Source organism: Collimonas sp. (genome assembly GCF_035566555.1).
Taxonomy (GTDB): domain Bacteria; phylum Pseudomonadota; class Gammaproteobacteria; order Burkholderiales; family Burkholderiaceae_D; genus Collimonas.
Genome location: NZ_DATMRB010000136.1, coordinates 1 through 11,241, shown reverse-complemented (window position 1 = coordinate 11,241; position 11,241 = coordinate 1). Strand labels below are relative to the sequence as shown.

General features: G+C 59.8%; 12 protein-coding genes. 8 read left to right on the top strand and 4 right to left on the bottom strand.

Features of this window, described 5'->3' with window-relative positions; genetic code table 11:
• Positions 1-69 precede the first annotated feature (69 nt).
• Positions 70-1,950, bottom strand: a complete 1,881-nt coding sequence (gene mutL, locus VNZ65_RS17155; protein WP_325671113.1) for a DNA mismatch repair endonuclease MutL — start codon at positions 1,948-1,950, stop codon at positions 70-72.
• A gap of 264 nt (positions 1,951-2,214) precedes the next feature.
• Here mutL and VNZ65_RS17150 point away from each other — a divergent pair, with 264 nt between their 5' ends.
• Positions 2,215-2,859 carry a VTT domain-containing protein gene (locus tag VNZ65_RS17150; protein WP_325671111.1) on the top strand — a complete coding sequence of 215 codons (645 nt, stop codon included), beginning with the start codon at positions 2,215-2,217 and terminating at the stop codon, positions 2,857-2,859.
• 91 nt (positions 2,860-2,950) lie between these two features.
• On the opposite strand, the gene VNZ65_RS17145 is transcribed toward VNZ65_RS17150, so the two are convergent.
• Together VNZ65_RS17145 and tsaE are read right to left on the bottom strand one after the other, a co-directional pair.
• The gene (locus VNZ65_RS17145) at positions 2,951-4,300 is read right to left on the bottom strand and encodes an N-acetylmuramoyl-L-alanine amidase (RefSeq protein ID WP_061943345.1); all 1,350 of its coding nucleotides are present in this window, start codon (positions 4,298-4,300) and stop codon (positions 2,951-2,953) included.
• On the bottom strand, positions 4,264-4,758 hold the full coding sequence (tsaE, locus tag VNZ65_RS17140; RefSeq protein ID WP_325671115.1) for a tRNA (adenosine(37)-N6)-threonylcarbamoyltransferase complex ATPase subunit type 1 TsaE: 495 nt from the start codon (positions 4,756-4,758) through the stop codon (positions 4,264-4,266). Before tsaE ends, VNZ65_RS17145 begins: the two co-directional genes overlap by 37 nt.
• 58 nt (positions 4,759-4,816) lie before the next feature.
• Here tsaE and queG point away from each other — a divergent pair, with 58 nt between their 5' ends.
• Positions 4,817-5,950, top strand: coding sequence for a tRNA epoxyqueuosine(34) reductase QueG (gene queG / locus VNZ65_RS17135; protein WP_325671109.1), 1,134 nt, complete (start codon positions 4,817-4,819; stop codon positions 5,948-5,950).
• 8 nt (positions 5,951-5,958) lie between these two features.
• On the opposite strand, the gene VNZ65_RS17130 is transcribed toward queG, so the two are convergent.
• Positions 5,959-6,852, bottom strand: a complete 894-nt coding sequence (locus tag VNZ65_RS17130; protein ID WP_325671107.1) for an AEC family transporter — start codon at positions 6,850-6,852, stop codon at positions 5,959-5,961.
• 491 nt (positions 6,853-7,343) lie between these two features.
• Here VNZ65_RS17130 and VNZ65_RS17125 point away from each other — a divergent pair, with 491 nt between their 5' ends.
• From VNZ65_RS17125 to VNZ65_RS17100, 6 genes are all read left to right on the top strand, one after another.
• Positions 7,344-7,877 (top strand): methylated-DNA--[protein]-cysteine S-methyltransferase, encoded by a 534-nt coding sequence (locus VNZ65_RS17125; protein WP_325671105.1) that lies wholly within the window; start codon positions 7,344-7,346, stop codon positions 7,875-7,877.
• 35 nt (positions 7,878-7,912) lie between these two features.
• The gene (gene xerD / locus VNZ65_RS17120; protein WP_414649159.1) at positions 7,913-8,812 is read left to right on the top strand and encodes a site-specific tyrosine recombinase XerD; all 900 of its coding nucleotides are present in this window, start codon (positions 7,913-7,915) and stop codon (positions 8,810-8,812) included.
• A gap of 141 nt (positions 8,813-8,953) precedes the next feature.
• Positions 8,954-9,142, top strand: a complete 189-nt coding sequence (locus VNZ65_RS17115; protein WP_325671101.1) for a hypothetical protein — start codon at positions 8,954-8,956, stop codon at positions 9,140-9,142.
• Positions 9,143-9,279: 137 nt separating this feature from the next.
• Positions 9,280-9,765 carry a Cys-tRNA(Pro) deacylase gene (ybaK, locus tag VNZ65_RS17110; protein WP_325671099.1) on the top strand — a complete coding sequence of 162 codons (486 nt, stop codon included), beginning with the start codon at positions 9,280-9,282 and terminating at the stop codon, positions 9,763-9,765.
• Positions 9,766-9,808: 43 nt separating this feature from the next.
• Positions 9,809-10,429, top strand: coding sequence for a glycerol-3-phosphate 1-O-acyltransferase PlsY (plsY, locus tag VNZ65_RS17105; RefSeq protein WP_325671097.1), 621 nt, complete (start codon positions 9,809-9,811; stop codon positions 10,427-10,429).
• A 49-nt stretch (positions 10,430-10,478) separates the two neighbouring features.
• Positions 10,479-10,925 (top strand): excinuclease ATPase subunit, encoded by a 447-nt coding sequence (locus VNZ65_RS17100; RefSeq protein WP_325671095.1) that lies wholly within the window; start codon positions 10,479-10,481, stop codon positions 10,923-10,925.
• The last annotated feature ends 316 nt before the right edge of the window (positions 10,926-11,241 follow it).

The window sequence follows — 11,241 nt, the reverse complement described above, 5'->3', positions numbered from 1 at the left end:
TGATGGCCACCACCAGCGGCTTGCGGGCGGCTGTCGCGCTGCTGGACGGCATACTGCTTTTCTCCACCATCATTGGCCGCGCAAGAATAGTTTATCCAGGTCGGACAGCGCCAGCTGGCTCCAGGTCGGGCGGCCGTGGTTGCACTGGTCGGCGCGTTCGGTGGCTTCCATCTGGCGCAGCAGGGCGTTCATTTCCGGCGCCGTCAGGCTGCGGTTGGCGCGCACCGCGGTGTGGCAGGCCAGCGTTCCCAGCAGCTCGTTGCGGCGTTCCACCAAGACCCGCGAGCCGCCGAACTCGCGTACATCGCGCAAGACGTCGCGCGCCAGTGTCTGCGCATCGGCGTTCTTCAACAAGGCCGGCACCGAGCGCACCGCCAGCGTGGTGGGCGAGATGGCGGCGATGTCGAATCCGAGCGCGTGCAGGGTTTCCTGGTTTTCTTCGGCGGTGCCGACTTCAACTGCATCCGCAAAGAAGGTGACCGGGATCAGCAGCGGCTGCACTTGCATGGCGTCTTCATCGAGCGCGCCTTTGAGCTGCTCGTAGAGGATGCGTTCGTGGGCGGCGTGCATGTCGACCAGCACCAGGCCCTTGGTGTTTTGCGCCAGGATGTAGATGCCGTGCAGCTGGGCCAAGGCGAAGCCGAGCGGGAAATCGTCGCCGGGCAAGGTCTGGCTTGCGGCTTGCGGCAGCGCTTGGAAACCTGGATTGGCGCCGCTTTCCGAGGCAGGACGGGCGCTGTCCGCGAACAAGGCGCCGTAGTTGGCGGTGCTTTGGGCGACGCCCGTGGCGCCATGGGCGAACTGCGGACCGAACGAGGTTTGCTGCTGCGGCACCAGTGAGGCATCACCCGCTTGCAGGATCGCTTGCAGATGTTCTTGCGAGCCGCGGATCCAGGGCATGGCGCCGCTCGGCGACGGCAGCGGCGCCGGCGTCGCGCCGAAAGAGGTGGCGGACGTCTGCGCCAGGGCCCGGCTTACTGCGTGGAACACGAACTGGTGCACGGCGCGGCTGTCGCGGAAGCGCACTTCGATTTTCGAGGGGTGGACATTGACGTCGACCAGCGCCGGATCCAGGTCCAGTCCCAGTACATACGAAGGGTAGCGGTCGCCGTGCAGCACGTCCTGATAGGCGGCGCGCACTGCGTGCACTAGCAATTTGTCGCGCACGAAGCGGCCGTTGACATAGAAATACTGGGCATCGGCGCGCGCCTTGGAGGCGGTCGGCAGGCCGACGAAGCCATGCAGGCGTAGCGGTCCGGCGGCTTCGTCCAGCGCCAGGCGGGCGTTGGCGAACTCGTTGCCGAGGATGCCCGCGCTGCGTTTGCCGATTTCAGTGACCATCCAGTGATCGATGGTCTTGCCGTTGTGCGTCAGGGAAAACGCCACATCCGGCCGCGCCAGCGCGATCCGCCTGACCACTTCCGCGCAATGGCCGAATTCGGTTTGTTCCGATTTCAGGAACTTGCGCCGCGCCGGCGTGTTGAAATACAGGTCCTGGACGTCGACCGTGGTGCCTTGCGCGCCGGAGGAGGGCGTCACCGCCTGGGTGCTGCCGTCGATTTCGGAGGCGTGCGCGGCGTCGGCGGTGCGCGAGGTCAGGGTCAGCTGCGAGACCGAGGCGATCGAGGCCAGCGCTTCGCCGCGGAAACCCAGGGTGGCGACGTTTTCCAGGTCGTGCAGCGAGGCTATCTTGGAAGTGGCATGGCGCGCCAGCGCCAGCGGCAATTGTTCCGGCGCGATGCCGCGGCCGTTATCGGTAATGGCGATGCGCTTGACGCCGCCTTGTTCCAGCCGCACCGTAATTTGGCTGGCGCCGGCGTCGAGGGCGTTTTCCAGCAATTCCTTGACTACGGCGGACGGCCGTTCGACGACTTCGCCGGCTGCAATTTGCGAAATCAGGTTGTCTGGCAGCTGCTGGATGGAGCGGATAGGGGAGAGCGGTGCATTCATGCAGCGATTATACCGAAGCCGGTGCTGCCGGTCGGTTGGGCTTGCGTGCAAACAATTGCCAAAACCGCCTTTGTCCAGTCTGCGGTAGTGTATTATTCCGGCGCACCCTGAGGAAAAGCTTGCCGGCCTTGGCTGGCTGGACAGGCGGGATTGCACAAGGCGCCAGCCGCGTTCTGGCCGGGCCGGTGAACTTTATTCAACAAAGGGAAGTCAGTGTGCATAGACTTTTCAAACATAAAAGCGGTTAACTGAGGAACAAGGACTATGGACTTTATGCAATTCATCGACGTCATCCTGCACGTCGATAAATCCCTGGGCTTCCTGATCAGGGAATATGGCACGCTGGTCTATATGGTGTTGTTCCTGATCGTTTTCTGCGAAACCGGCCTGGTAGTGTTTCCTTTCCTGCCTGGCGATACCTTGCTGTTCATCGGCGGCGCCTTCTGCGCCACCGGCGAGATGAATATCTGGGCGCTGATGGGTTTGCTGCTCATTGCCGCCACCACTGGCAACACCCTTAATTACTGGATCGGCAGCCTGATCGGGCACAAGGTCTACACCCACGACTACCGCTGGCTGGACAAGACCGCCCTGCAAAAGACTCACGCTTTCTATGAGCATCACGGCGGCAAGACCATCATCCTGTCGCGTTTCGTTCCAATCGTACGTACTTTCGCGCCATTCGTGGCCGGCGTGTCCGAGATGAACTTCTCCAAGTTCCAGTTCTTCAATATCACCGGTGCGCTGCTCTGGGTGGTCGGCCTGGTCGCGGCCGGCTACTTCTTCGGCAATATCCCTGTGATCCGCGATCACCTGAACACCATCGTGCTGGTCGGGGTCGGCGCTGCGGTGGTGCCGGTGGCGCTGGGCGGCTTGTGGAAGTTCTACAAGAAGATGCGCGGCGCGTAAGCAGCCGGACGCGGTTCGGAATGCAACAAGGGCGCGCTGCAGATTTGCAGCGCGCCCTTGTCGTTTTTACATTACTCTCGCTTGACGGGTGTCAGGTCAGGACATTCCTTGCCAGCGGCGGATTGCGGGCAAAGTACTTCTTGATGCCTTTCAGGATCGCGTCCGCCATCTGATCCTGGTAAGCGTTGTCGGTCAGCTTGGCTTCTTCTTCCGGATTCGAGATGAAGGCGGTTTCGATCAGGATGCTTGGAATGTCCGGCGCCTTCAGAACGGCAAAGCCGGCCTGTTCCACCGAACCTTTGTGCAGTTTGTTGATGCCGCCGATTTCGCCCAGCACGGCGCCGCCCAGCTTCATGCTGTCGCTGATCTGGGCTGTGGTCGAGAGGTCGAGCAGCACGCTGGCCAGCTGGCGGTCATGGCTCTTGATGTTGATGCCGCCGATCATGTCGGCCGAGTTTTCCTTGTTGGCAAGCCAGCGCGCCGCGGTTGAGCTGGCGCCTTTTTCCGACAAGGCGAACACCGACGAGCCGCGCGCCGACGGCGTCACAAACGCATCGGCGTGGATCGAAACGAACAGGTCGGCCTGCACCTTGCGCGCTTTTTGCACGCGCACGCCGAGCGGCACGAAGAAATCGGCATCGCGCGTCAGCATCACCCGCATGTTCGGCTGCTGTTCGATCCTGGCCTTGAGGCGCTTGGCGATCGACAGCACCACGTGTTTTTCGTGATTGCCGCCGCTGCCGGTGGCGCCCGGATCTTCGCCGCCATGGCCAGGGTCGAGCGCGATGGTGATCATGCGCGTCAGGTTGGAAGTGCGGTCCGGCTTGGGATCGATCTTGGCGATCTGCGGCTGCTCAGGCTGCGGCTGCAACGGCGGTGTCGGTTTCGGATCTGGCTTGGTCTGCGCTACCGGCGGCGCCACTTCGCCTGGATTGGCGGAAGGCCATTCGCCCTTTTCGATCATCATTGCGATCGGGTCGGGCGGGTTGACCGGATACAGATCGAACACCAGGCGGTGCTGGTAGCCGGCCACCGGCGGCAGCGTGAAGACCTGGGGTTTGACTTCTTCCTTGAGGTCGAACACCAGGCGCACCACGCCCGGGCGGTTCTGGCCGACGCGTACCTGCTTGATATAGGGATCGTTAGGCTGGATCTTGGCGACCAGTTCCTTCAGCGTCGAATTCAGTTCGATGCCTTCGATGTCGACCACCATGCGGTCTGGATTCTGCACCACGAAATGCGTGGTTTTCAGGTCCGAATCATTTTCCAGTGTGACGCGGGTGTAGTCGTCCGCCGGCCAGACCCGTACCGCGACAATTTGCGCGGCGCGCGCCACGCTTGGCACCAGCACTGAAATGAGCAGGGTCCCGCCCGCCTTCAACACGGTGCGGCGGGTCTTCGATGTTAGAGGTTTGGTGCAAATTTCAGTCGAGCGAGACATTGACTACCCTTATCAGATAACGCCTGCAATTCTACATCACGTCCCTTGTCGGAAACACGGGAAACGCTGAGTAACACGCTGATGTCGGGTGGCGGCAACGCTGCGGCGGCTTTTTCCGGCCATTCGACGATGCAGATGGTGCTTTGGTTGAAATATTCGCGGAAGCCGGCCTCCAGGAATTCGTCCGGACTGGCCATCCGATACAGGTCGAAGTGCATGACTTCGACGCTGTGTTTGTCTATCTGGATGGAATAAGGTTCAACTAAAGTATAAGTGGGACTTTTTACATGGCCCTGGTGACCGGCCGCATGCAGCAGCGCGCGCGTCAGCGCGGTCTTGCCGGCGCCCAGATCGCCATGCAAATGGATCGCCAGACCGGGCAGCAATGCACGCGCCAAGGCGGCGCCCAAGGCATTGGTGCCGGCTTCATCATGCAGGTGGGTTGTAAAATGCGGCATCTCGTAACATAGTCCTTCTATAGTAAATTCCATTGTGTCTCTTAAAACCGCACCAGCCATGGCCGTCACGCAGCAGCACTTCACCGGGCAAAACCCGCCGGATCCGGATCTGGCGGCGCTCGCCGTCGCCATCAAGGCATGGGGGCGCGAGCTGGGTTTTGCCGACATCCGCATCAGCGACGTCGACCTGGCCGAGCAGGAAGCCGGATTCCAGGCCTGGCTCGAACTCGGCTACCACGGTGAGATGGATTATATGGCAGCGCACGGAATGAAGCGCGCCCGGCCGGCGGAACTGGTGCCGGGGACGATCCGGGCGATTGCGGTGCGCATGGATTATCTGCCGCGCGGCTATCAGGATGCGCCGGACCAGTGGCGTCCGCGCGAACAGGCGCGGCTGGCGCCGGCTGCCGCTGGCACGGCCACGATTTCGTTGTATGCCCGCGGCCGCGATTACCACAAGGTGATCCGTTCGCGCCTGCAGCAGCTGGCCGACCGCATCAAGGGTGAAATCGGCGAGTTCGGCTATCGGGTGTTTACCGATTCGGCGCCGGTGATGGAAGTGGCGCTGGCGCAGAAGGCCGGTCTTGGCTGGCGCGGCAAGCATACCTTGCTGCTCAATCGCGAAGCCGGCTCCTTCTTCTTTCTCGGCGAAATCCTGACCGACCTGCCGCTGCCGGTCGACCCGCCCACCAGCGCCCATTGCGGCCAATGCAGCGCCTGCATCGACGTCTGTCCGACCCAGGCCATCGTCGGTCCTTACCGGCTCGATGCGCGCCGCTGCATCTCTTATCTGACGATCGAACTGAAAGGCAGCATCCCGCTGGAATTGCGGCCCTTGATCGGCAACCGCGTCTACGGTTGCGACGATTGCCAGCTGTTTTGTCCCTGGAATAAATTTGCCCGGCCATCGACGCTGGGCGATTTCGATGTCCGCAACGGCCTCGACCAGGCCACGCTGGTGGAGCTGTTCGGCTGGAACGAGGAACAATTCAACAGCCGTATGGAGGGCAGCCCGATCCGCCGCATCGGCCATGAACGCTGGCTGCGCAATATGGCGGTCGGCCTCGGCAACGCCGCTGCGGCTGGCGTCAGCACAGCGGAAATCATTGCCGCGCTGCAGTCGCGCAGCGCAGATCCATCAGAGCTGGTGCGCGAACATGTGGCGTGGGCCTTGCAGCAACACGGGGTTTGACGAGTGGTTTAGTGTTGCAGCAGCCACAGCCAGAACGGCAGCGTCAGGGCTGACAGCATGGTGCCGGCAGAAATCAGGAACGCCACCAGGGGGCCGTTGCCGCCCATGCGCGCGGCCAGGATGTAAGCGCTGGAAGCGGTAGGCAGGGCGCAGAACAGCACGACGATCTGCAGTTGCGACGGCGCCAGGCCGGCCCACTGCCCCAGCAGCCAGGCGATGGCTGGCACCGCCATCAGCTTGAGCGTCAGGAAATAAGCGGACAACGCCTTGGCCTGATGCACCCCGCTCAAGCGCAGGCCCGCACCAACCAGTAGCAAGCCCAGCGCCAGTGCGGCGTTGCCCAGCCGCGACAGGACTGCGCCGGCGACTTCCGGCAGCGGCAAGCCGGACAAGCTGTACAGCAGGCCGCAGGCGGTAGCGATCAGCAAGGGATTGCGCGCCAGTTCCTTGAACAGGCCGCCGCTTTTGTGCGCCAGCGCATGCACTGCGGCCAGGTTGCACAAAGGTACGCCGAAGCCGATCAGCAAGGCCATCATGCCGGTCGCCTGCTCGCCGCCCAGCCGCGCCGCCAGCGCTAGCGCCATGTAAGAATTGAAGCGGTAACTGGTTTGCATGCCGGACTCGTAATCCATGGGCGCCGCCTTGATCCATGGTTTGCCCAGCCAGGTGAGAATGATCGAGCCGGCCAGGGCGCACATGCCGACCGCCAGCATTTTGCCGCTGGTGTCGAAGCTGAGCTGGGTGCGCGCGGTGGAGTAAAAAAGCAGGGCAGGGAACAGCAAAAAGTAGACCAGTTTTTCCGCGCCGGTCCAGAACGCGCTGCCCCAGTTGCTGACACGGTGCAAGACCACGCCCAGCAGTATCAAAGAAAAATCGGGAAGCAACAGGTTGACGATATACATGGAGAGGCGGATATTGTGTGAACGGAGCCGCTGGCAGGGCGGTTTATGCTGCGGCAGCAATGTTTATTTCCAAGTGGAAATTTAATCAGGGCTAATTTGATTAGTTTGATAAGGGTTTAGTGTAAACCTATGTTGTTTGCGCAAATTCATTCATATAAATTATTTGTTAAATCTGGGTAACACCTGTTACAGTGTGACCACAATTTGACATTGCGAGACAAAAAGCAGCTGTGCATTCCAGCCGCGCCGTTTATCGGGTCTCTGCCATGCAGTAGATATGTAGCACAGGATTCAGATTTTTTAAGCAGCAGGGAAGTTAGCAACGCGCTTGAATCACAGAGTTATAGGTGGTGGTGCATAAGAACGGTATTGATACCGGGGATACTGAGGAGACCGTGCAATCCAAATGAGCTGTCTAAACAGTCGGGATTGCACACGGAGTAATTTGAGGCGCATCGACAGATGCGCCTTTTTTATTTTATGCTGTGGCTATGAATATAATTTCGGATAGTCCATTGAAGCGAGTCACCGACGGTCAGCTTCCCGCCCAGCACTTCACCGCCGTGGTCGCTGCGCCATTCGGCGCGGTAGGCATACGCACCGATGCCGGCCTGCTGCGCGAACTGGTCTATCTGCCCCCTTCTTTCCACGAAAAAGATGCCGCCGACGAATTGTCGGCGCGCGTGGCCGAACAGATCAGCCGTTACTTCGCGCAGCCCGATTTCCGTTTTGATCTGCCGCTGGCGCCGTTGGGCACCGCCTTCCAGCAGCGCGTATGGAAAGCGATTTCGGCGATACCGCGCGGTGAAATCCTGACTTACGGCCAGGTCGCCAAACTGATCGAATCGGCGCCGCGCGCAGTCGGCCAGGCTTGCGGCGCCAACTGGTTTCCGCTGGTGATTCCCTGTCACCGCGTGACTGCGTCCGGCGGCATCGGCGGCTTTTCCCATCACGACGACGCCGACGGCTTCCATCTGCGAGTCAAGCGCTGGCTGCTGCAGCATGAAGGCGTGACCGGCCTGTGAGGAGATCCAAGGCCGAGCTCGAGGCCAGACCCGTACTGAAGGCCGAGCATCAAAGCGCGATCGACGAGTTTTGCGACAGCCTGTGGCTGGAAGACGGCCTGGCCAAGAATTCCCTGGAAGCCTACCGGCGCGACATGACGCTGTTTGCCTTCTGGCTGCAAGAGCAGCCGGGCGGAAAATCGTTGTTTGCGGTCGATGCCGGCGACCTCAATGCCTATTTCCTGGCCAAGCACGACAGCAGCAAGGCCACCTCGTCGAACCGGCGGCTGGCGGTGCTCAAGCGTTTCTACCTGCTGGCGCTGCGGCAAAACCGTATCAGTACCGATCCCTGCCTGCATCTGCGCTCGGCCAAGCAGGCGCCGCGCTTTCCCAAGGTACTGTCGGAGGCCCAGGTAGAAGCGCTGCTGGCGGCGCCCGATGTCGCCACGCCGTTGGGCCTGCGCGACCGCACCATGCTGGAACTGATGTATGCCAGCGGCCTGCGGGTGTCCGAGCTGGTGCTGCTGAAGTCGCTGGAGGTGGGCATGAATGAGGGTGTCCTGCGGATTACCGGCAAGGGCGGCAAGACCCGTTTGCTGCCGTTTGGCGAAGAGGCGCGCAACTGGATCGTGGGCTACCTGAAGGATGCGCGCGGCCAGATTCTGAACGGCCAGATGGACGACGCTCTGTTCGTGACGGCGCGCGGCGGTCCCATGACGCGCCAGATGTTCTGGACCCTGATCAAGAAGTACGCCGCCAAGGCGATGATCAACGCCCCGTTGTCGCCGCATACCCTGCGCCATGCTTTCGCTACCCACCTGCTGAATCACGGTGCGGATTTGCGCGTGGTGCAGTTATTGCTGGGACACGCCGACATATCGACCACTCAGATTTATACGCATGTGGCGCGGGAACGACTGAAGGCTTTGCATGCCGCACATCACCCGCGCGGGTAAAATCATTCCCTGTAATAGTTGTCATGGAGAAATTATAAATAGGTGCTTTGACAAGCTTTTGCAGTACTGAATTCTGCATCTTCCCAATTATTCTCCTGTATCCTGTACTACATCATTCAAGAGTCTATTTAGGGGGCGCAATTGGCAAAAACGAATTTTCAGTATGAAAAACGGCAAAAGGAATTAGAAAAGAAAAAAAAGAAGGAAGAAAAGCTGAAGCGCAAGCTGGAGAAGGGCTCTACTTCCGAAACTGAAGTCGAAGAGACAGCCGACGAAACGGCTGAACCTGCGACTGGCGAACCTGCAGCCGACGAGCCAAAGCAGCCTTGAGCACAATGACGGCAGCTTGACTCCATGGATTGCGGATCGAGGACACCTCCTATCCGCGGTCTGTCGCTGCATCAGGTTTTACGAAAGATGACTACAGGCAGACGTCCGGCACAGGATGCTGCGCCCGAATTCCCGGTATGACAAAACACATTTCAGAGACCCCGGCCACGCAATTCCTGCGCAAACACGGCGCGGTCTTTTCCGAACATCCCTATGCATATGAGGAACATGGCGGCACGACAGTGTCGGCGCGCGCGCTTGGCGTCGACGAGCATCATGTGGTGAAGACGCTGGTCATGCAGGACGAAGCGGCCAAGCCGCTGATCATCCTGATGCACGGCGACCGCAAGGTGTCGACCAAGAACCTGGCGCGGCAGACCGGCCGCAAATCGGTCGAACCGTGCAAGCCGGAAGTGGCCAACCGCCATTCGGGCTATCTGATCGGCGGCACTTCGCCATTCGCCACCCGCAAACCGCTGCCGATCTATATAGAAGAAAGCATCCTGAACCTGCAGAAGATATATATTAACGGTGGCCGGCGCGGCTACCTGATTGGCATGGCGCCGCAGGTCGTGATCGATCTGCTGCAAGCCAAAACGGTCCAGTGCGCGCTGGAAGAATAAGCGCCACCTTTACATTGATGAAGACAAAAAGAAAGAGACACGCATGTACACATTGTTAGCCGTGATTGGCGCTTATCTGCTGGGTTCGGTTTCATTCGGCATTATCACCAGCAAGCTGTTCGGGCTGAGCGATCCGCGCAGCTACGGCTCCAACAACCCGGGCGCCACCAACGTCCTGCGCAGCGGTAACAAGGGAGCTGCCGCGCTGACCTTGCTTGGCGATGGCTTCAAGGGCTGGCTGGCGGTCTGGCTGACGCAAAAATACGGTCCGCAATTCGGCATGGGCGACGGCGCCGTGGCGCTGGCGGCGGTAGCCGTATTCCTGGGTCACCTGTGGCCGGTGTTCTTCCGCTTTGCCGGAGGCAAAGGCGTGGCCACCTTGCTGGGCATCCTGATCGGTCTCAATCCCTGGCTTGGCCTGGCCACCATCGGCACCTGGCTGATCGTCGCCTACGCCTTCCGCTACTCGTCGCTGGCGGCACTGGTTGCCGCTCTGTTTGCACCTTTCTTCTATGCCTTGATGGAAGGGGCGGACATGATCCTGCTGGCGATTGTGGTGATGAGCGCCTTGCTGATGTATCGCCATGCCAAGAACATCGGCAATCTGCTGGCCGGCAAGGAAAGCCGCATCGGCGCCAAGAAAAACGGCGGCAAGGCGGCCTAGTATCGTGTCGTGTCGCGCTGTTTCTGAATTTATCAACCCAAGGGAAAAAATGAAAAATCTGATTTTGATGCTGGCTGCGGCTGCAGGAATGTTGTCGAGCGCAGCGCCGGTGCTGGCCGCTGACCGGGTGGTGATGCTGCCGCTGGCAGCGGCGATGGCGGATAACGATGCCAAGACCCGCCTGGGGGAGGGTGTCCGCTTTTATTTCGGTAGCCAGCCGACGCCGGCAGTGCAGGAGAAACTGGGCAGCGACAAGACCAGCCAGAAAACCAATGCCTTTGGTAAATCGGATGAAAAAGCCTGCAACTGGGCCTTCCTGTCGGCCATGCTGAGTTTGCAAAAGCGCGCGCAGAACCTGGGCGCGAACGCGGTCACCAATATCGTGAGCAATTACAATAATATCGAGCATTCGAGCCCGACCGAATTCGAGTGCCATGCGGGGGCGATCATGGCGGGTGTCGCCTTGAAGGGCGATTTCGTCAAGATTGCCAATTGATAGAAGCCGTCCGGCAATATCGCCTGCGTTAATAAAATTGCCGGAAAGAACGAAATACGGTTTTACATCCTGTGAAAACGGTGTTTTCGAAAATAAAGAAGCGCTGGCCACTTTTGGCCCAGCGCTTTTTTATTTGGATTTATGCGGCTCTTTATATCGAATTGACTATATGTCGTAAAATTGCGATGTCAGTATGTAACTATTGTTGCGTCGCGACATATGAATAAGCATGCATATTTTGCTTATAGACCAATGACATTACTTTTCGGATAGATGTTTTTTTGAAGATCTGCCTTGCTATGCAGCATATTTTCAT